Raw genomic sequence first — 25,528 nt, 5'->3', positions numbered from 1 at the left:
GGCGCATAAAGCGCCCTTCTCTTTGTTAACCTAAAACCACCTCGATGGTGTGCTCACCAGAGGTAAACACTGGCGCTTTATTACCTGAAATCAGGTCACCATTTACCTTCATTTCTACCACACCTTTGCAGACGTTATTCGGGTTAGTGACATGAATATGGTATGTCGCACCACGGAACTGACGACGGACTTTGAATTCAGGCCATTCTGCCGGAATACATGGGTCCACCAGCAAGCCATCCACTTCAGGGCGAACACCCAGAATCCATTGCGTACCCGCAACGTATGTCCAAGATGAAGTACCTGAAAGCCATGCATTGCGTCCTAAACCGAACTGTTTATGCTCGTCACCCAAGATGTTTTGTGGGTAGCAGTATGGCTCAGACTCAAAGGTATCGATGTCGTCGTTCTTCGAAGCTGGGTTGATTTGACGGTAGTACTCGTAAGCACGCTCACCGTTGCCCATTTTCGCTTCTGCGATCATCACCCAAGGGTTAGAGTGCAGGAAGATACCGCCATTCTCTTTTGCACCTGGTGGGTAAGTTGAAACACCACCTAGCTGCGGATCAAAGCCGTTGTAACCAGGAGTTGAAAGCTTAATGCCATTCGCTGTATTCAGCTTGTTGTAAACCGAATCTAGAGCTTGCGTTGCACGCTCTTGAGTCGCGAAACCAGAGATCACAGGCCAGCTTTGACCGTTAGTGTAGATCTGACCTTGCTCGTTTTTATGAGAACCGATTGGCAAACCTTGCTCATCAAAGTAACGAACAAACCATTCGCCATCCCAACCGCACTCATTCACCGTACTCTGCATCTGTTGGTACTGATCGTTAAACTTAGCCGTCAGTTGCGCTTCGCCACGCAGCTCACACAAGTCCAACATGTCGAGTAGTGCTTTGCCGTACATGTTCGCCACCATCATCGACTCAGCACCCGTTGGCAGGTTTACCGTGTCATTCCAGTCAGCAAAACCTAATAACGGTAGGCCGTGCTCACCAGTATTGGTGTAGGTGAATTCAATCGCGCGGCACAGGTGGTTCCAAACCGTTCCAGTTTCAACTGGGTTGCCCGCTTTGTCTTTTTGATAGAACGGGATCTCTTTATTCAAGAAGTCTGCATTGCCCGTTTCTTTCACATATTGCGTCACCGCGTAGATGATCCACAGGTGATCATCACCGTAGTAATCAGGGCGATCTTCTTCTTCACGTGAGTCACCCGCGTTCGCTTCCATGGTTGATGGGAAGAACTGATGCATCGCAGAACCGTTGGTGTTCTGAACAGACAACAGACGCTCAATGAACTCACGGGCCTCTTCTGGCATGTGAGTAATCACACCCAAGGTATCTTGAGAAGAATCACGGAAACCGATACCACGAGCACCATAGCCAAGCTGATACAGAGACAGGTAACGAGACCAGTTTTTGGTGGTGTGACACTGACGTGGGTTATGTACATTAAGCATTGAATTCATTGCCGGATCTGGCGTTTCAACCTGAACCGCTTGTAGGTAACCATCCCAATGTACAGCCAGTTCAGCGAAAGCAGAATCGACCACTTGATGGTCACGATATTTAGCCAGCAGAGGCAATGCTGCTTCTAGGCTCTGTTCTTGCGCGATTTGTACAATCGTACGTTCGGTCTGCTCTGGAGATAACCAACCTAGACGCAGGTTCAGTGCGCCAATGTTGTCGCCACGCAAACACTCGGTGTTGCCTAATTCATCATTGTTTAGTGCTTCTGGCGCTGCCCATGTACCGTAGCCCAAATTACCTAGGAACGATTGGCGATCACCATCAAAAGACGTCGCAGGGCGATCCGCTGTCATCAGATTTACCGCGTAGTCACGCTTCATGAAAGCATACTGCTCAAGCACGGTATGACCCGACTCTTGCTGATGCGCTTTCAGCGTCATGGTTTGTGGAACCCAGTCCGCATTGAGTAGCTGTTTAAGCGCATCGAAGTGTGTGAATTCATACACAGGTACCACATCAACGTGCAGTGCTTTGTCTGAAATGTTGGTTACTTTGATGTCTTGTAGCAGTACTTGGTCAGCTTTTGGTACAAAGAACGTCGCTTCACAACGCACACCAAATGCTTCTGCAACGATGGTGGTGTATGACAAACCGGTGTGGTTTTCAAACTTATCTAGCGGCTTCAAGGTTGGCGTGTAGAAAGGTGAGAACACCTCTACGTTGCCAGCTTCATCACGCACCTTGAGGTACATGGTCGAGCCTTTAAAATCTGAGTTTGGCAGTTGAGCAATGTATTTGGTGATGCGGTTAAGTGCTGGATCACCTTTGCACAGTAGTACGCCGCCGTTGCTATCGACAATGCCACCAAAATCTAATGTGCCGACATAGTTACACCATTTGATCGGTGTACACGGTGTGGTTGCTACGTATTCTTTGTTTTTATCGTCAAAATATCCGAATTTCATCATCACTATCCCTAGCCCCTCCCAAATCAGGAGGAGCCAAAACAATTTGTCGTAAGTTGGTTGGTATCAGCTCAATGACTGATTTAAATTGGCTAGCTCGCTAGCGAGTTCTCACTCAGAGCATCGAACAAGTGGAAAGCATCCAAATCCAAGTAAAGCGTCAGATCTTTTACATCGACTTCAGCCGCTTGGGTTTCAACCATCAGCGGTTGACCGCCAATTTCTGTTTTCAGAAGAATGCTTGCGCCTAGTAGTTCCTTGTCTTTGATTTTCACAGGGAATGGCAGCACGCGGTCGTGGTCAACTTGCTCGGCACGTAGGTGAATGTCTGTTGGACGAACACCAAAATGCAGCGCTAGGTTCTTAGATGCCAGAGACTTAAAACGCTCAGGCAGTGGGATATGAACATCGCCAATTTCAACGAAGTACTCGCCTTCTTTTTCAATCAGTTTTGCTTCCAACATGTTCATTGACGGGTTACCAATGAATTGCGCGACAAACTTGTTTGCAGGACGCTGGAACACCTCGGTTGGTGTACCAACTTGAGCAACATAACCGTCTTTCAGGATCACGATGCGATCCGCCAGTGTCATCGCTTCGATCTGATCGTGGGTTACGTAGATCGTAGTGGTTTTAAGCTCGCGGTGTAGGTGTTTGATCTCTTCGCGCATCACGCCACGAAGTTTTGCATCTAGGTTAGATAACGGCTCATCAAACAAGAACACTTTCGGAGTACGAACCATCGCACGGCCCATTGCTACACGCTGACGCTGACCACCAGAAAGCTCTTTTGGCTTACGGTTCAGTAGCGGGTCAAGCTCTAGCATTTTCGCTGCTTTTAGCACTTCTACGTCGATTTCTGCTTTTGGCATGCCCTTCAGTTTTAGCGCAAAGGCGATGTTCTCGTACACCGTCATGTGCGGGTACAGTGCGTAGCTTTGGAATACCATCGCCAGGTCACGGTCTTTCGCGTCGACTTTATTCATCAACTTGCCGCCAACGACGATGTCACCAGAACTGATACTTTCAAGGCCAGCAAGCATGCGTAGCGTTGTCGATTTACCACAGCCAGATGGGCCAAGGAAAACCACGAACTCACCGTCTTCAACCGTAAAATCAAACTCTTTGACGACTTCAACATCACCGAATGATTTTTTGATGTTCTTAAATTCTACTTTAGCCATTATCTGTTCTCCTCAGCGCGCTCTAGCAGCATATTTCGGTACGCAATTGCGCTCTGTTTCAATGTTCTTTCTTGGGTGGTGTAGTCAACATGGACAATGCCAAAACGCTGGCAGTAACCGAATGCCCACTCAAAGTTATCCATCAAGCTCCAAGCGAAGTAACCGTCGACTTTCACACCCGCTTCAACCGCGTTGTGAACCGCTTCGATGTGACCTTGGAAATAACGAACGCGTTGCTCGTCCATCACTTGTCCGTTAACGCACTCGTCGTTGCCTGCAGCACCATTCTCTGTAATGTAGATAGGTGGCATGTTTTCATAACGAGCATCCAGTCTTACCAATAAATCAGTTAAACCTTGTGGGTTAATTTCCCAGCCAATGTAAGTGTGTTCAGCTTCAGTTTGTTTCACCGATTCAATATCGCCGTTCTCATTGAACCGAGCGACATTGCGTGTGTAGTAGTTGATACCGATGTAATCAACCGGTGCGCTGATGATGTCTAAGTCACCTTCAAGGATCATCGGCATGTTCATCGCTTGACGTTCAACCACTAACTGTGGGTATTCACCCTTCAATACTGGGTCGATGAACCAGTGGTAGTTTTCCGCTTCGCAGTAGTCTGCTGCCGCTTGGTCTTGTGGTGTCAGCGGGTAAGCAGGAGTCGCGTTGAATACCACACCATGCTTAGCATGAGGGGCATTGTTACGAAGGATCGGCATAGCCAAACCATGTGCCAGCATTAGGTGGTGAGATGCTAGGTAGCCCTCTTTCTCACCTTTGATACCTGGCGCGTGTTCGCCCCAGCGGTAGCCTAGAAATGCAGACACAAACGGTTCATTAAGCGTGGTGTACACATCGATGTTGTCACCAAAGTATTTACTCACCACTTCTGCGTATTCTGCGAATTTGTAAGACGTTTCGCGGTTTAACCAGCCGCCTTTATCTTCAAGGTATTGCGGAAGATCCCAGTGATAAAGTGTCACATACACCTTCATGCCACGAGCATGACACTCATCGATGATCTGACCGTAAAACTCTAGACCTTGCTGGTTCACGACACCGTCTTGTGGCAGGATGCGCGGCCATGCAATAGAGAGACGGTAAGCATCAACGCCTAAGCCTTGAATCATCTCGATATCTTGTTGCCATAAGTGGTAGTGGTCACACGCCACATCACCATTATCGCCGTTATCGACCTTGCCCGGTGTCTTACAGAAAGTGTCCCAGATAGACGGTGTACGACCGCCTTCTTCAACGCCGCCTTCAATTTGGTATGAAGATGTCGCGACACCGAATACAAATTCCTTACTGCGTAACTTTGAATCACTTGGAAGTTGATATTTATTCATTGTTATAACCCTTAAACCTAACCTTTGACTGCGCCGGACGTTAAACCACTGATCATCTGTTTCGATGCGAACAAGTAAGTAATCACGAGCGGTAAAATAGAAATTGTGGTGCCTAGCATTACCGCGCCCCATGGCGTATTCGGAATACCTTGAACACTTCGAAGTGCTTGCGTAATAACATAGTTATCTGGGTTGTTTAGCACCACGAGAGGCTGCATAAACATGTTCCAGAAGAAAACGAATTGAACAATCGCAAGCGTTGCCAATGCTGGTTTCATCAGTGGAAGTACCACGCTCCAGTACGTTCTGAACTCACCTGCACCATCCAATTTCGCTGCTTCAAGTAGCTCTTTTGGAATCGATGCAATCACGTGCTGACGCATCAAGAAGATACCAAATGGTGTGGTGGTGAACGGTAGCCATACCGCCATGTGGTTATCCAACAAGCCTAAGAATTTCACGATCATGAAGTAAGGGATCAAGCTAAGCACAGGCGGAATCGCCATTGAGCCAACCAGCATGCCGAACAACACGTTCTTACCGCGGAACTTAAACACAGCAAACGCGTAGCCACCCATGCTACAAAACAGCAGCGAGATAGTGGTGCCTAAGAAAGCCACGTAAATCGAGTTAAACATCGCTTTCCAAAACGGCATGATTTCAAGCAATTTGGCGTAGTTAATCGCCAGGCTATCGCCAATCGCAAAGCTAATGCCCGTACCGAAAATCTCAGAACGGTCACGCGTTGATAGCAGTGCCGACCATACAAATGGAAAGACTGTAATTAGCGCTGAAACAACCAGTAAGATACCTAGCATGACCATCAAGATCTTAGTCAGAATGAACATGCTGCGTTCACTTGGTATCAGTCCACTTAGTGGTGAGGTATTTGTCTTAATTGATGTCGACATCTTAATGTTCCCCTAAGCCTTTCTTACCGAAGAGTAAAAATTGAACCAATGTACAAGTCGCGATGAGAGCAAACAGTAACCACGAGATAGCAGATGCTGTACCCATTTCTAGCCATTCCCAACCGACTTTGTAGAGGTACATCGAGATAGTTAAACCAGATTGGCCAGTACCACCTGTACCACGTGTTAGGACGAACGGTTCTTCAAACATTTGCAGGTTACCGATGATGGTCATCGTGATAGCAAAGAAGATGAATGGACGAATCATTGGTAGTGAAATGTTCCAGAAGCGGCGGAAGGCATTGGCACCATCCATACGTGCAGCTTCTAAGATGTCTTTAGGAATCGTCATTAAACCCGTGGTGTAAAGGACGATGTTAAAACCGGTGTATTTCCAGAAAACCATGATTGCGATAGACGGCTTCACCATAGTGGCATCGTCTAACCAACGGATTGGTTGGAAATCGTTAACCCAAGCAAATGCCCAACCAAACAGCGTGCTATCGGCCAGAGCCATTAGCGTTTGGTTAATAATTCCTGAGTTAGGAGAGTACATATTGAAGAAAATCAGTGACGCTGCGACCGTTGATGTAATGAACGGTAGAAAGTACGCCGATGTTAGCCAGTGACGCATACGGTCACCCATTGAAACCAACATGTAAGCCACTGGAATAGCGACTAAGTGCTGAGCCACGCCTGAAGTGATCGCTAGCCAAAGCGTGTTCTTCAATGAACGCCATAGCCATGGGTCCGTTAAAGCAATGTGATAGTTTTCAAAACCAACGAACTCCATCGCATCCATGCCTCTTACCGGGTTCCACTCGTGGAACGACAGGTAAACAGAGAACAACAGCGGGAAGATCCCAAATACAGAAAAAATGATCAGAAACGGCAGAAGAAATCCATACGGTGTAAGCGCTTTCAAATTTAGACGAGAAAAAAGGCTTTTGTCCGCAGGTTCTATCGTTGTGCTCGCTGTATGATTCATAGTAACGACCTCTTAAAAAGGAAGCGCGTTATCCACGCTTCCTCACTTACTTAAAATAAAAACAAATTAAAGATTACGCGTGCGACGCTTGATTAGACGCTCAGCCTCTTTAAGCGCTGTCTTGATGTCTTTGCCTTCATCAAGTACTTCCATCAAAGCGTTCTCTAAGATAATAGAACGTGCAACGTGGTCGCCTTGTGCTGGAGAGACGGGTTTGATGTTCTGTGCCACTTCAGCAAACAGTAGACGGGCTTTTTGTCCGCCTAGGAATTCCATCTCTTCTTGGAAAAGCTCATCGTCATACGTGGTGATGTTCGCTGGGAAAGCAGCAATCGTTTCGAAGTGTTTAAGCTGTACTTCACGATCCGTCGTCATGTATTCAATAAGCGCCCAAGCTTCATCTGGGTTTTCTGATTGAGTTGGGATAGATAGGAATGAACCGCCCCAGCTGCCGTAGATACCATCAGGTAGGTTTTCTACTGCCCACTTACCTTTAGTTTCAGGAGCAATCCAGTTGTTTAGGTGACCAAGAAGCCAAGCGCCAGAAAGTTGAGTTGCAAATGTGCCGTTGCGGAAACCTTCGTACCATTCGTTAGACCAAGCCAGAATGCGGCCGTCTAAGCCTTTGTCGCGAATCTCTTTTGCGACTTCAAAAGCGTGAACAAAACGCTCTGATGTCACGACTGGGTTGCCATCTTTATCGAAGTACAGACCTTCACCTTCAGGAACCGTCGTGAAGATAATCGCTTGTGCTACGTCGGCTGCCGAAGCGATAAGTTGTACGTTTTGCGCTTTCAATTTTTCACCAGCAGCGATGTATGAGTCCCAATCTTTGATTGCGTCTTCTACATTAATGCCTGCTTTTTCGAACACGTCAGTACGGTAGTACATAACGCCAGGACCAAGGTCGACAGGGATGCCGTACATATCGCCATCAGCGCCTTTGCCCTGTGCCCATGCGTAAGGTGCGAATCGTTCTTCGTACTTATCTGCACCGTAGTTTTCAGACAAGTTAACTAGGCCGCCAGAACCCACGAATGGGCCAATTTTCTCAACGTCCACAACAATCACATCACCCGCACCAGAACCTGTTGCAAGGTTCGTTGTCAGTTTCGTGTGGTGGTCACCGTGGTTGTTCATAAGGTAATCAACTTTGATACCCGTTTCCTTTTCGAAATCAGGCAGTAATACCTTTAGGCTGCTATCGAAATCAGGGAAACCGTCGAAACGAATTTCTTTGTCTGCTGCATTTGCAGCTGTTGTACCTAATCCTAAAGCAACCGCGCATGAAAGCGCTAAGGTCTTAAATTTCATGTTCTATCCTTAATATTTTTATAGGGTAACTGGTAAATCCGAAACCGAGTTTCTAGTGACCAACGTCGGCAGCAATTTAAAGTTCACGTCATGTTTTATTTTCTTTAGCTTTTGCAGAGTGAGCTGCACCGCTTCAATGCTCATCTCTTCAATTGGGAAATTAATAGTGGTCAAACTAGGGGTCAGATAGCGCGCGAAGATGGTGTTATCGAAGCCCACCAGTGATACATCTTTCGGAACTGACAGCCCCTCTTGATGCAGCACCTCAAAGGCGCCAAATGCCATGTGATCATTCGAAGCAAATACTGCTGTGAAATGACACTTACGATTCATCAGCTTCTTCATTGCACTGATGCCCGTCTCTTCAGTAAAGCCCGCTTCCGAGACTAAGGCTTCATCGTATGGCACACCCGCTTCTTCCAAGGCCTTTCGATACCCCTGCAAACGCCCCCTAGCGTCTGCTTTATCTAAAGGCCCGGTAATACACGCGATATCTGTATGTCCCTTTTGCAAAAGATATTGAGTAGCGAGTAGCCCCCCGACTTCGTTATCAATATCAATGCAACTCATCGCCATTTCTGGGATGAAGCGGTTAATCAAAACCACAGGGGTCCCCTGTTCTTCCAATTCAATTAAATAATCATCACTGAGCAGTTGAGTATGAAGAATCAAAGCATCAACACGACGCCCCAGCAGAAACTCCACCGACTCGCGCTGCCCTTGTTCGGTGTTCGAACCCGCTGTAACGACAGCGTGGTAACCAAAGCGGCGTAGGTTTTCTTCTATGCAATGCAAAATGCCTGAATAGAAAGAACCGCCAAGTTCTGGAACAACAACGCCAACACTACCGGTACGACTTGACGCCAAAGCTTGAGCGATAGAGTTCGGGCGATAACCCAATTCTTTGATCGCTTTTTCAACCTTTAGCTTCTTGTCATGACTGACTCTGCTAGTGCCATTAATAACTCTAGACACTGTCGCCTGAGACACACCTGCATGTTCTGATACGTGTTTAATTGTCGCCACTCGAACCTCGATACTTCATTAGCTTGTAACCGCTTACAAAACGATTATTAAAGAAAGGCGTCTTGGTTGAAGTGAGTGTCATCACACTAAAGTTGGAGGTAAAAAGGCCAGTTGTGGAAATCATGAAAGCGCTTACAGATTAACTTCACGCCATGAAACTATTTCATGAGATTATTGTTCATATTATCAAGATGACGTTCGATTACTTGCTCGTCAGATCAAACAAGTACACCAAAATCCATTTTTTTGAAGCGTCATTTGTTGATGAATCCGCAGCTGAAGGCAATATACACGGGGAAAGTGGCCTTGTTATTTCAATGGCCTTTCGAAATTGTATAAGAACATTTCATCTCATGAACACTCACATTAATGCTCCGCTGACCCGACACAAAAATGCCCAGCAAAAAGCTGGGCATGGAATCATTAAGACTCAGATAGATGTCTAATCCTTATTTTCAGATGGCTTCGGTAACTTAAACTCTTGAGTCAGTGAGAATTGCTGTTGCGACATGATTTCTAATTGCTGACCGTGGGAAAAGAGTACCTGTGAACGCTGGGAGTTTTCTTCTGCCAATTCATGTATCTGGCTGATACTTTGCGTCACTTGGGACGCGACAACTTGATGCTCTGTGGTCGCCGTTGCGATCTGATGGCTTCTTTGTTCGACTTCATTGAGCAAACCATACACGGTCGATATGGATTGATTCACTTCACCCGTTTGCTCAACACATTGCGCCATATCTGCAACGCACTGATTGATTTGTTCAACAGCCAATTTAGAACTGTTTTGAAGCCGTTCAATCTTGTTGTGTATCTCTTGCGTTGATGCATTGGTTTTTGCGGCTAACACTCTCACTTCGTCGGCGACCACAGAGAACCCTCGACCTTGCTCGCCAGCACGAGCGGCTTCAATGGCTGCGTTCAATGCCAACAAGTTAGTTTGTTCTGAAATACCGGAGATCACATCAAGAATAGAACCAATGCTGGCACTCTCTTTCTCAAGTTTGTCGATTGTGCTTGTTGATTCTGCCAACTTACTTTCCAAAACGCCCATTAGGTCAACATTCTTACCCATGGTTTGTTGCCCTGCGCTTGAGCTGGTGACAGCCGATGTCACCAGTGTCAGTGTTTGGTTGGCCGCTTGAGTTATTTCAGTCACGGAACATTCGATCTGTTCCATCGCCGTTGCCACCATTACGGTTTGATTGGTTTGGTCTAACATCGCCTCACGCAATGAACCGCTGGTACTTTGATTATCTAGAGACGCTTCCTTTAAATGCAGAGATGATTGGCGCATGTTTTCAATCACGTGTGTTAAGTGGCTGATCACCAAATTGACCTTGTCGCTCACTAAACCGAATTCATTATTGGCTTGATATTGAACCTGAGAACTCAGGTCTTTGTTGGCGACTTGGTCTAACGCACCTTGTACCAATTTACTTGGCTTACGGATGCCTTTTGCGATGTTAACGCCTATCAAAAGCGCAATCAGAACCGATGCAGTCGAAATAATTACCTGCATCAAAAGCGCTTGATTGGATGATTCCATCGACTCTTGATACAGGTTTGTTGCGGTGTGTTCGGCGTACGTAGAAAGTTCGTCGAAGTACCCTAGCTGCACATCAATCGCCTGTTCAATCTCAACTCTCTGTTCGGTTATCGACTCATGCAACTTAACGGTTTCCATGTGCGTCGACACTGAGCCTTGCGCTGAAAAGGCATGGGAAGCGAGCAGTGACAAAGACTGCTTGCTCCGTCGCACTAAAGCCGGATCCTGCGCCTCCAAATTGGCAACAGCCTCTTCAAATCGCTCGTGACGACTTTGTAGGCGACGCTCTACTCCACGAACCTCCGATGACGTTTGCAGTGAAAAAGCCTCATTGGCTTCTGCCGCAATCAAGCTCAATTGAACCAGTAATGCTTCTACTGCTTTTTGCGTTGCATCTGAGCTCGCGTTCGCCAGTTGATTCACCAAGGTATTGTTGAGTTGGCCCACTACCGATTGAAATTGTGCCTGCTCTATCGAACCGAGGTCTTTCGTATCCAAATAAGAAACGTATAAGTTTAAGGTCTGGTCTATCTTATCGATGGTGGCAACGCCCGTTTCATCAATATTCTGGAGTATGGATTCAAGAGACGACCCTGCCGTGCTCTTGCCTTCAAACCAATTCAATTGCTCCTGATAATGCTCGATGTTATTCACAACGACTTGTTTGAGTGGCTCTAGCTCATCAACATAATCCGCTGATAAATAAGGAATGGAGCTTCGGTTAATATCCAAAAAACGGATGGTAAGCGTGGAGGATTGGAGTATTAAAGGGGTGGCTTGTTGAGTGATGGTTTCGATGTGTGAGGTTATGTTCTTATTGCTGCTAATACTCAACCATGCGCTACCCAGCATGATCACGATCAGCGTGAAGAAACCTAAATAAACTCGAGACACAATGGAAGAAAGTCTCATCGTTATTCCTTGATCTAGTGGCGAAAAAAAGGGCACATAAAATGTGCCCAAGAATGGAGTTATTTAACGTGCCCTAATCAATCTGCCTTTAGGGCTAAAATGGACAGTATGTACTTACTATTTGTAACGTATGGCTATTTCAACATGAACGCTTTGAAAATATGCCTAATTCAAAGCGTTGCTCTTTCTATCTGTTGATTACCACCAAGCTTCAAACATTGCGCCGAACGACAATGTATCAACATTGGTTGTCTTCACTGTGTTGCCTTTAGTTTCTACATCACCCACGGTTGTGTAGAAGCGAAGCATTGGACGGCTCCAAGGTAAGCCACCTAGAGAAACGTTTTGAGACAAGGTTACTTTCCACGCGTTCTCTTCACCGTCGTCATCGTAATCAACCATGCCGTAGCCCGCTTCTAACCAAGTAGAATGAACGTCATCCCATTGGTACTGTGGACGAACGATACCCGCATACTCAGTGTTATCGCGAGCTAAGTCTGCACCAGAGTTGTCTTTGTACGACACTAGGTAATCAATGATGAATTTATCCGATGCTGCGTAGTTACCTTCTAAACTTGCGTAGAAAGTTTGGTAGTCACCTTTAAGTTCAAATACCGATGAATCTGCACCGTCACCGTACTTCATAACTAACTTGTTAGACTCGCCTAGTCCTAAAGTAGCACCTACTAGGTATGCCGTTTCATCACTGACTTTTTGACCCGGTGTTACCACTGGTTCCATTTTGTCTGTAAGAGGGTTATATACATACTCAGTCGTAGTAGAAGTATCAGCTTCATCAGAAGCAAAGCCGTAGTTTGCGTAAAGATCTAGGTTACCGATACCAGCGTTGATACTGTGTAGTTTCGCAGTCACCGCGTATCGGCCGTTGTCATTCACTAGGCCGCCTTTCACTTGGCCTACAAAGCCCATATCTAGCTTCGCGCCGCCGAAATCTAAGTTGTTAAAACCAGCGCCTTGACCATCGTGTGTCATCCAGAAGTAATCGTTCAAACCTTGTTGCGGACGTTGATGGAAGTCGCGACCAGCCCACATGTAAAGTTCTGGTTGGCTTTCAAATACATTGGTTACACCAGCGTACATTTTTTTCATGCTCAAGCCGCCGTCGTCAGCCCAAGCGTCAGCTTCCCAGTGGTCAGCCATGAATACGATGTCCCAGATAGCGCCATTGTCAGCTTCGAAAAGTTTAGCTAGCTGAACCTCACCACCATTAGCTTCGTTACCTAAACGACCGACAGAACGACCTGTTGTACCGATGTCTACGTAACGTTCATCACCGCTTTTGTAGTGAGCGCCGTAACGAGCGTAACCAGAGAAGACAATGCCATCTGGTACATTCGTTTCTGAAGTTAGAACCGCTTGTTGTTGGTCATCAGTGTACTTGATGTCTCCAACCTGAGATTCCAACTCTTGGATTCGTTGTTCTAGAGCAGCAAGATCCGTCTCTGCAGCAAAAGAAGAGAGTGAAGCAAGCGAAGCCGCCACTGCGACCGTTATTGGCAAAAGCTTAAATTTTTGCATTGTAATTCCCTATTATTTTTTTGAGTTTTCATCGAACAGGGAAATATTAAGCAATGAAAGAGTTGAAAAGTTGGTCGCTGTTCACACTGATAAATCAGCTTAAATGTCATGAAACTTTTAGAAAATTCACGGGGAAAACTACTACATTTAGATCAATAAGTTATGAACAAACATGCGTGATATTTCAGCTTGAAATCGCTTTCATTTCATCAGTAATGGTGGCGGCTATCACGGAAAAGGGTGTAGAAAAACAAAGAGAATTGGATGTGAATTTGATTGATTTTCATATATATGAAAAGCCTCAAAATCTAAGGCAGATTTTGAGGCTTTTCGGACTGAGTCAAATACCCAGTTATCTAAAATTAAGTATTTTTTAGATTGAATCTAGGGACTCTATTCCCATATTGAACAGGGTAAATGCGTAGATATCAGCAGTGAGATCGATCGCTTTACTCAGCGGCATTCCAGCACCATGGCCCGCATTAACATCGATACGAATCATCACGGGCGCACCGCCTTCATGCTTATCTTGCAGCTCTGAGATGAACTTATAAGAGTGAGCCGGTACCACACGGTCATCGTGATCCGCGGTGGTAACCAATGTTGCTGGATAGTCCGTGCCGCGCACCACATTATGAACCGGAGAATAACCAAGCAGGTATTCGAACATCTCTTTATTTTGCGCTGATGTACCGTAGTCGTACGCCCAACCTTCGCCAGACGTGAATGTGTGGTAACGCAACATGTCCAGCACACCAACCGCAGGCAGGGCCACTTGGAACAGCTCTGGCCTTTGTGTCATACAAGCGCCTACCAGCAAGCCTCCGTTAGAACCGCCGCGAATCGCCAACTTATCGCTACTGGTGTAGTTTTCTTCCATTAAGAACTCGGCAGCAGCAATGAAGTCGTCAAAGACATTCTGCTTTTTCTGCTGAGTTCCGGCTTTGTGCCACGCCTTACCATACTCACCACCGCCACGCAGGTTTGGCACCGCATATACGCCACCCAGTTCTAGCCAACTGCCCACCGTGCCCGAGAAAGAAGGCGTTAGGCTAACGTTAAAGCCACCATAGGCGTACAACATGGTTGGATTATTGCCATCTAACACTAATCCCTTCTTATAAGAGATAAGCATCGGAACCTTGGTGCCATCCTTCGAGGTATAGAAGACTTGTTTAGACTCAAACTGATCCGACTCAAACGGAGACTCAGAGCGTTGGTAGATTTCAGAGCTTCCAGATTCAACATCAAAAGAGAAAATCGTTGGCGGCGTAACATAGTTGGTAAAGGTGTAATAAAGCTGAGATTGCTCTTTTTTACCACCCAAGCCACTGGCCGTTCCGAGACCTGGTAAGTGGATTTCACGAACCAGATTGCCTTGGTAATCCAACTGCTCAATCTTAGACACCACATCCACCATGTAGTGGGCAAATAAGTAGCCACCGCCCGTACTGATATCCAATGGCTGTGGCTTTTCAGGGATGATTTCGAGCCATTTCCCATCGCGAGTATCAAAGCTCACCACCTTGCCATTAGGCGCATCAAGATTCGTATATAGAATGAAGGTATCATCTTGGTTATCGATGAGATAAGTATCGCTATCCACATGATCAATCAGCGTATTCAGCTGTTGTTCTGGTGAGTTTAAATCGATATAGAACAGTCTGTTACCCGATGTCGACTCTCGCCCTAGAATGATCAAGTAACGGTCATCTTCGGTGGTATAGCCTGATACATATCGGTGCTGCTCAGCGTTGTTCTCACCAAAAATCACTTTGTCGCTAGCTTGCTCTGCACCCAACTCATGGAAGTAAAGTTTGTGCTGTTCGGTACGTGCTGAAAGCTGGCTGCCGTCGGGCTTGTCGTAGCTAGAGTAATAAAAGCCGCGATTACCCAACCAAGAAATACCGGTAAATTTAGCGTCTGTGATTTCGGCTTCAAGCTGCTGCTTAGTCTCAGTATCAATCACAAAGATCTTACGCCAGTCGCTACCACCCTCTGAAATACTGTATGCCACTAGGCTGTAATCTTTCGAAAACGACACCGAGCCCAGTGATGTGGTCCCATCTTCCGAGAAGGTATTCGGGTCTAGGAACACTTCAATCGACTGACCTTCTTTCTGACGATAAAGAATACTGTGATTCTGCAGTCCATCATTCTTATAGAAATAGGTGTAATCACCTCGCACAAACGGCTGTGAGCTCTTTTTGTAGTCTTGCGCTTTCGCTAATCGCTCTCGCAGTTCTGCGCGATACGGGATTTGAGCAAGGTAATCGAATGTGACTTCATTTTGACTCGCCACCCATTGCGCGGTTTCGTCACTTCTGTCGTCTTCTAACCAGCGATATGGGTCTTCGATTATCTGACCAAAATAGTCATCGCTGACGATCTGTTTATTGGTGATTGGATATTGATACTCTTTTAAATAGCTCATCGTGATCCTTATTAAAAATAATGTGAAATCGTCAGATAACGCGTTCTGATGTGTTCAATCAATAACTTAATCTTGTTCGGTGGCTGACGCGTAAAGGGGTACACCGCATAAATACCCAGCTTTTTACCGACTAAGTCAGGGAAGATATCCACCAGCTGGCCGTTGCGAATATCGTGATACACCAGACAACGTGGCACGTACGCCACACCATGACCGCCCAAAGCGGCTTTTCTTAATGCCGTCGCATTATCGGTAGAGAAAGAGCCAGAGACGCGCACGATGTATTTGTCGTTGTCGGTGCAGCCATCCTTACTGTGTAAGAACTGCCACTCACTGGCGCCTGTCGTTTGATAAGCGTATTGCAAGCAATTGTGCTCGACCAAATCCTTGGGCTGCATCGGCTTACCGTTCTTAGCGATATAAGACGGCGAGGCACACACCACCCATTGTGAATCCAATATATGACGGGCAATAAGGCTTGAGTCTTCCAAGTAACCAGTTCGAATGACCAAGTCCAAACCATCCTCAACCAAATCAACAAATCGATTGTTAAGAGACATATCGACCGTTAAACCTGGGTGCATATTACAAAACTCGGCAACAGCGTCTGCGAGAATCAAATCTCCGGAGATAGTAGGCACTGACATTTTGATATGACCACTAACATTTTCACCAAAGCCTGAAACTGCGTCCATAGCCTCTTGAGCCGCCTGCTTCACATTTTTGGCTCCGTGTAACATTGCCTTACCCGCCTCGGTCAGGGTCAATTTACGCGTGGTTCGATATAATAGCTGCACGCCAATCTCTTCTTCCAAACGCGCAATTCTCTTACTAACTACCGAATTTGTAAGGTTATTTTGTTCTGCCACCTTACTAAAACTACCCAGCTCTACTACCTGTGAAAACAGGATCAAATCGTCTGCTCGCATTTGATTATGCCAATTTTGGAATTAATTATTTTCATTATTTCCCTATATCAATAAAAAATAAAGGGGTAAATTCACGCCAAATTAACAAAACAATTACAAAAACAGCTTTTGCAATCACATCGGTTACAAATAAAGCGACTCTAATTACAACAATTGAATCCATGAGATTCAGATTACACCTACAAAACTAATGACGTGTTATTCACTTCAAACATGAACGTTTGAAAACAAGTACGAGGAAGTACCCATGAGTGAAACTCTACTAGCTTTATTGGCCTTTTCGCCAATAGTTGTTGCAGCGATTCTGCTGGTTGGCCTTAACTGGCCTGCAAAAAAAGCGATGCCCGTGGCATTTGCATTAACCGTTGCTATCGCCCTATTCGCATGGGATATGTCTAGCACTCGCGTGCTGGCTTCAGTATTCCAAGGCTTCGGCATTACCGTGTCGGTTCTCTGGATTGTGTTTGGCGCCATCTTCTTATTAAACACTTTGAAACACACCGGAGCTATCACCACCATCCGCAACGGATTTACTGACATATCAGCAGACCGTCGTGTACAAGCGATCATCATTGCTTGGTGTTTTGGTTCATTCATTGAAGGGGCGTCTGGCTTCGGCACACCCGCTGCAATCGCCGCTCCATTGTTGGTTGCCATTGGCTTCCCAGCGTTAGCTGCGGTACTGATGGGCATGATGATTCAATCTACGCCGGTATCGTTCGGCGCGGTGGGTACACCTATCATTGTTGGCGTAAACAAAGGTTTGGATACGCACAACATCGGTGAAAGCCTGATTGCCAATGGTTCAACATGGGATGCTTACCTACAACAGATCACATCAAGTGTTGCAATCATCCACGCCTGCGTTGGTGTGATGATTCCTGTATTGATGGCGATGATGCTGACTCGCTTCTTCGGTAAGAACAAAAGCTGGACTGAAGGTCTTGATATCCTGCCATTCGCACTGTTCGCAGGTGCCGCTTTCACCATTCCTTACGCACTAACGGGTGTTTTCCTCGGTGCTGAGTTCCCATCACTGATTGGTGGTTTAGTTGGCCTTGCTATTGTTGTAACAGCAGCAAAACGTGGCTTCCTAGTACCTAAATCAAAATGGGATTTTGAGAGCGAAGACAAGTGGCCAGCAGAATGGCTAGGTTCTTTGAAGATCGATCTTGATGACACTCATTCAAACAGTAAGCAAGGTCATAAGAAAATGAGCATGGCGATGGCATGGGCACCTTACGTGCTGCTCGCTGTCACTCTAGTTGCTAGCCGTGTGAGCCCTGAGTTCAAAGGCCTGCTTAAGAGCGTTAGCCTTTCTTTCAGCAACATCCTTGGCGAGACAGGCGTAAGCACAGCGATTCAACCTCTGTATCTACCAGGTGGTATCTTGGTCTTCGTCGCACTGGTTGCTGTTCTAATGCAATCACGCAGCGCAACACCACTGGCTAAAGCTTTTGGTGAGTCGAGCAAAACTCTAATAGGCGCTGGCTTTGTGTTGGTGTTCACCATCCCAATGGTTCGTATCTTCATTAACTCTGGCGTGAACGGCGCTGATTTAGCAAGTATGCCAGTAACCACGGCCAATTTTGCAGCTGACCTAGTCGGCAGCGCATTCCCAGCGTTAAGTGCCACGGTTGGTGCGTTAGGTGCCTTCATTGCAGGTTCGAACACCGTTTCAAACATGATGTTCAGCCAGTTCCAATTCGAAGTAGCACAAACTCTGTCTATCTCTAGTGCAGTAGTTGTTGCTCTGCAAGCCGTTGGTGCTGCAGCAGGTAACATGATTGCGATTCACAACGTGGTAGCCGCATCGGCGACCGTAGGCTTGTTAGGACGCGAAGGCGCAACACTACGTAAGACTATCATCCCAACGTTCTACTACTTGGTGATGACAGGAATCATCGGCCTAGTGGTTATCTACGGTTTCAAAATGACAGACGCACTTATGTAAACCATAAGTCGTTACAAAAGCACTTGGCGTTAATACTCAATTCCCCGACTGCAACACCGTCTAATAAGACAGTTGATGAGTTTCGGAATGGATACTAAAACACATCAACACCCTCGGGTATTAACGCCATTTTATTGCTTCACTGGTTATTTGCTTCATAGATTAACTGCTTCAAAGATTACTTGTTTCACCGTTTAAGAAAGAACCAACGCTTACTTTTTCAAGAATTAAAGCAGCCCAAGCCAAGCTCTCATATAAGGGTAACATCCCAAGAATTTAGGACTGAAATTATGATCATATCCGCATCGACTGATTACCGCGCCGCAGCAAAAGCGAAATTACCACCGTTTCTTTTCCACTATATTGACGGCGGTTCTTACGGAGAACATACCTTACGCCGCAACACGGCCGATCTTGCAGAGATCGCGCTCAAGCAGCGTGTCCTCAATGACATGTCAGACCTGAATTTGGAAACTGAGCTGTTTGGCGAAAAACTGGCGATGCCGATTGCCTTAGCACCCGTTGGTCTAACAGGCATGTACGCACGACGTGGTGAAGTGCAAGCTGCAAAAGCCGCAGACAATAAAGGCATCCCTTTTACGATGTCGACCGTGTCGGTATGCCCGATCGAAGAAGTCGCACCTAAGATTGAGCGACCAATGTGGTTCCAACTTTACGTGCTAAAAGATCGTGGCTTCATGAAGAACGTATTGGAACGTGCCAAAGCGGCAGGCGTGACAACACTGGTCTTCACGGTGGATATGCCTGTACCTGGCGCTCGTTACCGTGACATGCACTCAGGAATGAGCGGTCCAAATGCAGCAATTCGTCGTGTATTTCAATCTATGCGTCATCCTAGTTGGGCTGTTGATGTTGGCCTACTAGGCAAGCCACACGATCTTGGCAATATCTCTACTTACCGCGGTTCTCCAACCAAACTGGAAGACTACATCGGTTGGTTGGGTGACAACTTCGACCCGTCGATTTCATGGAAAGACCTAGAGTGGATCCGTGACTTCTGGGACGGCCCGATGGTCATCAAAGGCATTCTAGATGAAGAAGATGCAAAAGACGCCGTGAGATTTGGCGCAGACGGTATCGTAGTTTCAAACCACGGTGGTCGTCAGCTTGATGGTGTTCTATCAAGTGCTAAAGCACTGCCTGCGATTGCAGATGCGGTAAAAGGCGACACCAAGATTCTGGTCGACTCTGGCATTCGTACTGGCTTAGATGTAGTTCGCATGATGGCGATGGGCGCTGACTGCACCTTACTTGGTCGCTCTTTCGTTTACGCGTTAGCAGCGCAAGGACAAGCAGGTGTTGAGAACCTACTCGACCTTTACGACAAAGAGATGCGCGTTGCGATGACTCTAACTGGCGCCAAGACAATCAAAGACTTAACTCGTGATTCTCTGGTGGGGCTAGATTAAACCGCCACGACTCAGGTTCGGATTCAGGTCAGGATTCGGACTAATGCTTTGGTCTACTTAGACTGAAGTTCAATCGGTGTCACAGCAATTACACTGCCGTTGTGACACCGTTTAAGCACTGGAAAATAATATAAAAAGCTAGGGCGTGTTGATCTTTCGAGCTGATTTTTGCAGCGAGTTGCTGGGTATTTATACAAGGCAGAGGCGTCGATGTGTAGCTAGCCTACATGAGAAGCCGATAACGCAGTAGAAATGGCCAGCAAACGCTGCCCGAAGGGTTCAGCTAAAAGCGTTTTACTCTTTGTTGAGGGGGATTTGCTTAGAGTGACTAGGCTACTTCCCCCTCGCCGCGATTAAAACGCTTTTATCTTGAACAAAATTTAACCACGAAAGGTCAACACGCCCTGAACAGTGCCAAATAAGAAGCACAAGGAAGCAAAGATGGAGACAACCACATCCCATGAGCGAGTAATAGACACACAAGCTTATCAGCAGCTTGAAGCGATACTGGCTCAAAAAATAGAAACAGAACGCATTGTCACTCAAGAGGCAAAGCGATTGGCTTACGGCACCGATGCGAGTTTTTATCGCTTGGTGCCGAAAATGGTTCTAAGGCTCAAAAACTTAGACGAAGTGATATTCACCATTCAAAGCTGTCGCGAACTCGGTATTCATTTTACCTTTCGCGCTGCGGGCACCAGTCTTTCAGGACAAGCCGTTTCAGACTCGGTACTCATCACACTGACCGATGACTGGCGTGGCCACGAAATCGTAGATAACGGCAATCAGATCATCCTTCAACCGGGTGTGATTGGCGCTGATGCCAACAAATATCTTGCCCCTTTCCAACGTAAAATCGGCCCAGACCCAGCCTCCATTAATACCTGTAAAATCGGTGGTATTGCGGCGAACAACGCCAGTGGCATGTGTTGTGGTACTGCGCAAAACTCGTATCGCACCGTCGAGAGCATGAAAATCGTATTGAGTGATGGCTCCCTGCTTGATACGGCTGACAACGCAAGTGTTGAGGCATTCAAGCAATCGCACAAAGAACTGTTTGAAGGCATTGTTGAATTACATCAACAGACAGCGTCAAACCAAGAACTCGCAGACAGAATCCGCCACAAATACCGCCTCAAAAACACCACTGGCTACGCTCTGAATGCTTTGGTTGATTACCACGACCCAATTGAGATCATCAAACATCTGATGATTGGCTCAGAAGGCACACTAGGCTTCATCGCTGAGATTACCTACAACACGGTTATCGAACACCCCAACAAAGCCTCGGCTCTGTTGGTGTTTGCAGACATAGAGCAAGCCAGTAAAGCCGTTACTACGCTATCAAAAACACCCGTTGCTGCGGTTGAATTGATGGATGGCAGAGCGCTGCGTTCAGTGGCTAATAAACCGGGTATGCCTGCATTCATGCCGAACTTGGATTTAGAAGCGGCGGCAATTTTGGTTGAATCACACGCCAGCTCCCAGCCGGACTTAGATTTACAATGTAAATCAATTTTGGACGCATTGACTGAATACACGATTGTTGAATCGGTGCCTTTCACTTCCGATCCAAAGACAGTCGCAACTCTGTGGGGCATTCGAAAAGGTATGTTCCCTGCGGTTGGTGCCGTTCGTGAAGTCGGTACGACCGTTATCATCGAAGACGTGGCTTTCCCTGTCGAAAACCTCGCTAACGGCATTCGAGAGCTGCAAGAGCTGTTCGACAAATACGACTACAGCGAAGCGATCATTTTCGGCCATGCCCTCGAAGGCAACCTGCATTTTGTGTTTACTCAAGGCTTTGATAGCCAAAAAGAAATCGATCGCTACGGCGGTTTCATGGATGACGTTGCCGAACTGGTCGCGGTGAAATACCAAGGTTCACTGAAAGCAGAACATGGCACTGGCCGTAACATGGCGCCTTATGTCGAATTGGAATGGGGCAAAGATGGCTACGCCTTGATGCAACAAATCAAAGCCTTGTTTGATCCAGAAAGACTGCTCAACCCCGGCGTTATTATTAACGACAATCCAAATTCACACATCACCAATTTGAAGCCAATGCCTGCTGCTGACGACCTTGTCGACCGCTGTATTGAATGTGGCTTCTGTGAGCCTGTTTGTCCGTCTCGTACCTTAACCCTATCGCCACGCCAACGTATCGTGCTGTACCGTGAGTTACAACGCCGCCGTGCTGCAGGTGAGGAAGTAGAAGCAAGTGAGCTAGAGAAAACCTTCGAATATCAAGGCATTGATACCTGCGCCGCAACTGGCCTGTGTGCCGAACGTTGCCCAGTGGGAATCAACACCGGTGATTTGATTAAGAAGCTTCGTATTGCCAAGTACGAGAAGTTTACGCCAATCGCTAAGTGGACAGCGGATCATTTCTCGACCACCACAAAGCTGACCAAAGCTGGGCTCAAAACCAACCAAGTGGCAAGCAAGGTTCTAGGAGCGAATACCGTCGGCAAGCTAACCAACGGCCTGCGCTCAATAACTAAAGGTGCGACACCGGTTTGGATGCCGGAGATGCCGCAATCGAACAGTCATTCACTAACCTCATCACCCGTGACGGCAGAATCCTCAAGCAATCATAAGAAGGTGGTTTACCTCCCTTCGTGTGCCAGTCGAACTATGGGACAACAAAGCGATGCGGGCGATCAACGTCCTCTAACTGAAGTGACCATGTCTTTGCTTAACAAAGCCGGATTTGAGGTTATTCTTCCGAAAAAGCTAGATGACCAATGTTGTGGTATGCCTTACGACAGCAAAGGGATGACCGATTTAGCCCAATCTAAAGCACAACAACTCGAAGAAGTGTTGTGGCAAGCGAGTCGTCAGGGTGAATACCCAGTATTAATGGACACCAGTCCATGTGCTAAACGCAGTATTGAACAGTTCACCAAGCCACTAGAAGTGCTAGAGCCGACAGGGTTTGTGAACCAGTACCTGCTGGAGCACCTGACACTTGAGCCGCTGCAAGAGACAGTGATGCTGCATGTGACGTGTAGTTCTCGTCGAATGGGTTTGGAAGGCGCGATGTTGAACCTTGCTAAAGCCTGTACCGAAGAGGTGATTGTTCCTGAGCATATTCAATGTTGTGGCTGGGCGGGTGATAAAGGTTTTACCACTCCAGAGCTAAATGAGGCGGCGGTACACCCACTCAAAGAACAAGTACCAAGCAACTGCACTCGTGGATTCAGCAACAGCCGAACCTGTGAGATCGGTTTATCACATCACAGTGGCATTCCGTATCAGTCAATCTTGTATTTGGTGGACGAGGTTGCGCAGTAGCATCATTCACGATGCAAAAGGTATTAGCTTTAACCTAAAACGAAAATGGCAGCCCAATCAGGCTGCCATTTCTTTATTCGTTTGTTCGAAAGATGCTACTCAACTGGATGATGATGAGTTACCCGTTATTAAACTAGATATTACAAAGCTAGGCGCATCAACTCTTCTGGTAAGTAATGTTCTGCTTCAGCGCCTTTGGCGATTAAGTCGATCACTTGGAACTCGCTCATGTCACCAAACTCTTTGGTTAAGTAATCACGAAACGCTTTCTCATTCGGCCATTTGCCTCGCACGATATAGCCCTCTTCTTTATCAAAATCTTCTGTTTCAAAGAATGAAAAATCGGTCATACCAATATTGTGGCAATACAAAACAAGATACATGTTGAATCCTTAACACTTAACTAGGGTCGGTTTAGCTTTTGAGCCGATCAAAACGCTTCTCTACAAAGCAGGGCTCAAGGTTACAACATTAATGCTAAATCGAATACCCAATCGAATCGTCAATTTAGAAACCTCAGCAACCGACTCTTTTGGTTAATCATCAAACATCATGTTAATTGCAGAACCTAACAGAATCAGACCAACAATTGGGCCCATAACAGCGATTGGCGCGCGTTCAATGTAGGGCAAGTTCTCAGCAATCATCAAACCCCATTCAGGTGCAGGCGGCTTCGCTCCCAAGCCAATGAAGCTCAGCGAGGTCAGGCTCAATGTAATCACTGGCAGCCTCAACAACGCGTGTCTTAGCAATGGCGGCATCACATAAGGAATCAGATAGAAGCGGAAGATTCTAAGCTTGCTAGTGCCCCACAACGGCGCGAGATGAGTATAAGGCTGAGCCTTTGCTTCCACGATTAAACTTGAGCAATGCGCTGCTAATGGCGCCCAAGATACCAATACAATCGCGATTAATGCACTGTTCGGATTCATCCCCGTTAAACCCGCAACCAGCAGGCCTGCAATGATGTAAGGGATACCCTTAGTGATCTCGATAAGGCCTTGGCTAAAGCGGGTATTGAAGCCCATGATGATGCCCGTCACCAAGCTCAAAAACGTTGCCAAGATACCCGCTTGGAAGGTCGATACCATACCCGAGCCGATTCTCGCCAGTAAGTCTCGGCCAATGCCATCCGCACCCAAAGGCGCTTGCCAACTGGGATCAGCTAAACGTGAAAATTGACTGGTGTATGGGTCACGAAATGCCGCCCATACCACCATCGCAATTAGGAATGAGAATATTGAGAAGGCAACAGCACGCTTGGTGCGGCTTTGCGTAAAGCGAAACGAAGAGTGGCTACTAATGAGCTTACCGCTTTTCAGGCTGTGACCCAGAATCAACTGCTGAACAAACAAGCTCATGCTGCTCACTGCAATTGAAAACAGCAGCAATACCAACAGGCCGCCTTGCAGCATTGGTAAATCTTGCGCCTTAGCTGCGCCTAGAATCATGCGCCCGATACCCGGAATCGAGAAGATAAGCTCAACCGCGACCGCACCACCCGTTAAGCCAATAACGATCATCGCAATTTGTGGGATCAGGCTGCTCAATGCTCTTTTCAGCGCAAAACGAATAATTTGGTTGGAGTGAACGTTGGCACTGAGCCAAGTGATCACCCAAGGTTCATTGAGAACGCGTTGTAAACTGTCTCTGAGTAGACGACTAAACAAGCCGCTGGCTGGCAGTGCGAGCGCTAAACTCGGTAGCCAAATATCTTGCCAACTTTGCCAACCATACGGCGGCAGCCAACCTAACCAGATAGAGAACACCAGTATCAATACCGAGGCCACCACATACTCTGGCAAGGATATTAATACGGTGCTTAAACTGCTGTAATTCTGCCCCAGCTTGCCCTTCTTCCAACTACGCAAGGTGGCAAGCAAGCCTGCACCGCACAGCACGAAAGTCATCACAAGCGCACTCGACATCAGAAACAGAGACGTCGACGCTGTCTTCTGAATGCCTAGTGCAACCGAAGAACCATCAATCCATGATTTCCCTAGGTCACCCGAAAAGGCACTTCCTACCCAGTCGATCAGACGTTCGCTTGCCGAACGATCAAGCTGAAGATCAGCTCTCACCGCAGCTAAAGCTTCAGGCGTAAGCAAATGTTGTTGCCCCGCCCTCGCTCGCAGAATGGATTGGCTTGGGTCGATGCCTGCAATGTCAGGCATCAAGCCAACAAGAATCACCACCACAATCAGTGAGGCGATTCTTGATAACCAAGGCGTCAAGAGAAATAAGGTTCGACGCAGAGTCTCAGCAGATAGCATCT

Annotated in this window: 18 protein-coding genes; 4 read left to right on the top strand and 14 right to left on the bottom strand. The window is 46.8% G+C overall.

The features are described from left to right. Positions 1 to 25: 25 nt before the first annotated feature. The 9 genes from QWZ07_RS06215 to QWZ07_RS06175 all read right to left on the bottom strand — a co-directional run bounded on the left by QWZ07_RS06215 (position 26) and on the right by QWZ07_RS06175 (position 13,209). A complete protein-coding gene (locus QWZ07_RS06215) occupies positions 26 to 2,440 on the bottom strand; it encodes a glycoside hydrolase family 94 protein (protein ID WP_192852419.1) in 2,415 nt (804 codons plus the stop codon). 89 nt (positions 2,441 to 2,529) lie between these two features. Continuing rightward, positions 2,530 to 3,621, bottom strand: a complete 1,092-nt coding sequence (locus QWZ07_RS06210; RefSeq protein ID WP_009846155.1) for an ABC transporter ATP-binding protein — start codon at positions 3,619 to 3,621, stop codon at positions 2,530 to 2,532. Continuing rightward, positions 3,621 to 4,970, bottom strand: a complete 1,350-nt coding sequence (locus QWZ07_RS06205) for a GH1 family beta-glucosidase (RefSeq protein ID WP_192852418.1) — start codon at positions 4,968 to 4,970, stop codon at positions 3,621 to 3,623. The genes QWZ07_RS06210 and QWZ07_RS06205 overlap by 1 nt, the downstream gene beginning before the upstream one ends. A gap of 17 nt (positions 4,971 to 4,987) precedes the next feature. Next, positions 4,988 to 5,881 (bottom strand): carbohydrate ABC transporter permease, encoded by an 894-nt coding sequence (locus QWZ07_RS06200; protein WP_009846153.1) that lies wholly within the window; start codon positions 5,879 to 5,881, stop codon positions 4,988 to 4,990. A 1-nt stretch (position 5,882) separates the two neighbouring features. Further along, a complete protein-coding gene (locus tag QWZ07_RS06195; protein ID WP_009846152.1) occupies positions 5,883 to 6,869 on the bottom strand; it encodes a carbohydrate ABC transporter permease in 987 nt (328 codons plus the stop codon). Between the two features lie 66 nt (positions 6,870 to 6,935). Beyond that, positions 6,936 to 8,183, bottom strand: a complete 1,248-nt coding sequence (locus tag QWZ07_RS06190) for an ABC transporter substrate-binding protein (protein ID WP_102291497.1) — start codon at positions 8,181 to 8,183, stop codon at positions 6,936 to 6,938. Between the two features lie 18 nt (positions 8,184 to 8,201). After that, on the bottom strand, positions 8,202 to 9,209 hold the full coding sequence (locus QWZ07_RS06185; protein ID WP_012601182.1) for a LacI family DNA-binding transcriptional regulator: 1,008 nt from the start codon (positions 9,207 to 9,209) through the stop codon (positions 8,202 to 8,204). A gap of 442 nt (positions 9,210 to 9,651) precedes the next feature. Beyond that, the gene (locus tag QWZ07_RS06180) at positions 9,652 to 11,670 is read right to left on the bottom strand and encodes a methyl-accepting chemotaxis protein (protein ID WP_192852417.1); all 2,019 of its coding nucleotides are present in this window, start codon (positions 11,668 to 11,670) and stop codon (positions 9,652 to 9,654) included. A 198-nt stretch (positions 11,671 to 11,868) separates the two neighbouring features. After that, on the bottom strand, positions 11,869 to 13,209 hold the full coding sequence (locus QWZ07_RS06175; RefSeq protein ID WP_192852416.1) for a carbohydrate porin: 1,341 nt from the start codon (positions 13,207 to 13,209) through the stop codon (positions 11,869 to 11,871). A 53-nt stretch (positions 13,210 to 13,262) separates the two neighbouring features. Here QWZ07_RS06175 and QWZ07_RS06170 point away from each other — a divergent pair, with 53 nt between their 5' ends. Next, a complete protein-coding gene (locus QWZ07_RS06170) occupies positions 13,263 to 13,586 on the top strand; it encodes a hypothetical protein (protein WP_102517909.1) in 324 nt (107 codons plus the stop codon). Here the strand turns inward: QWZ07_RS06170 and QWZ07_RS06165 are convergent. Genes QWZ07_RS06165 through QWZ07_RS06155 form a run of 3 tightly spaced genes read right to left on the bottom strand, consistent with a single transcriptional unit; the run spans position 13,583 to position 16,735 of the window. After that, complete coding sequence (locus QWZ07_RS06165; protein WP_192852415.1) at positions 13,583 to 15,643, bottom strand: prolyl oligopeptidase family serine peptidase; 2,061 nt, start codon at positions 15,641 to 15,643, stop codon at positions 13,583 to 13,585. The genes QWZ07_RS06170 and QWZ07_RS06165 overlap by 4 nt on opposite strands. An 11-nt stretch (positions 15,644 to 15,654) precedes the next feature. Further along, positions 15,655 to 16,572, bottom strand: coding sequence for a LysR family transcriptional regulator (locus tag QWZ07_RS06160; RefSeq protein WP_009846145.1), 918 nt, complete (start codon positions 16,570 to 16,572; stop codon positions 15,655 to 15,657). 34 nt (positions 16,573 to 16,606) lie between these two features. Further along, on the bottom strand, positions 16,607 to 16,735 hold the full coding sequence (locus QWZ07_RS06155; RefSeq protein ID WP_261879047.1) for a hypothetical protein: 129 nt from the start codon (positions 16,733 to 16,735) through the stop codon (positions 16,607 to 16,609). A gap of 84 nt (positions 16,736 to 16,819) precedes the next feature. Between QWZ07_RS06155 and QWZ07_RS06150 the strand changes: the two genes are divergently transcribed. The 3 genes from QWZ07_RS06150 (at position 16,820) to QWZ07_RS06140 (ending at position 23,253) form a co-directional block, all read left to right on the top strand. Beyond that, positions 16,820 to 18,526, top strand: a complete 1,707-nt coding sequence (locus QWZ07_RS06150; RefSeq protein ID WP_017100898.1) for an L-lactate permease — start codon at positions 16,820 to 16,822, stop codon at positions 18,524 to 18,526. Between the two features lie 290 nt (positions 18,527 to 18,816). Next, on the top strand, positions 18,817 to 19,956 hold the full coding sequence (lldD, locus tag QWZ07_RS06145; protein ID WP_017083007.1) for an FMN-dependent L-lactate dehydrogenase LldD: 1,140 nt from the start codon (positions 18,817 to 18,819) through the stop codon (positions 19,954 to 19,956). 441 nt (positions 19,957 to 20,397) lie between these two features. Then, positions 20,398 to 23,253 (top strand): FAD-binding and (Fe-S)-binding domain-containing protein, encoded by a 2,856-nt coding sequence (locus QWZ07_RS06140; RefSeq protein WP_192852414.1) that lies wholly within the window; start codon positions 20,398 to 20,400, stop codon positions 23,251 to 23,253. Between the two features lie 140 nt (positions 23,254 to 23,393). Here QWZ07_RS06140 and QWZ07_RS06135 read toward each other — a convergent pair whose 3' ends face one another. Together QWZ07_RS06135 and QWZ07_RS06130 are read right to left on the bottom strand one after the other, a co-directional pair. Next, positions 23,394 to 23,636, bottom strand: a complete 243-nt coding sequence (locus tag QWZ07_RS06135) for a hypothetical protein (protein WP_102328116.1) — start codon at positions 23,634 to 23,636, stop codon at positions 23,394 to 23,396. Between the two features lie 153 nt (positions 23,637 to 23,789). After that, on the bottom strand, positions 23,790 to 25,526 hold the full coding sequence (locus QWZ07_RS06130; RefSeq protein WP_192852413.1) for an ABC transporter permease subunit: 1,737 nt from the start codon (positions 25,524 to 25,526) through the stop codon (positions 23,790 to 23,792). Positions 25,527 to 25,528 lie beyond the last annotated feature (2 nt).

Source organism: Vibrio lentus (genome assembly GCF_030409755.1).
Taxonomy (GTDB): Bacteria; Pseudomonadota; Gammaproteobacteria; order Enterobacterales; family Vibrionaceae; genus Vibrio; species Vibrio lentus.
Note: the sequence above shows the minus strand (reverse complement) of the source record. Positions and strands in the feature narration are given on the sequence as shown.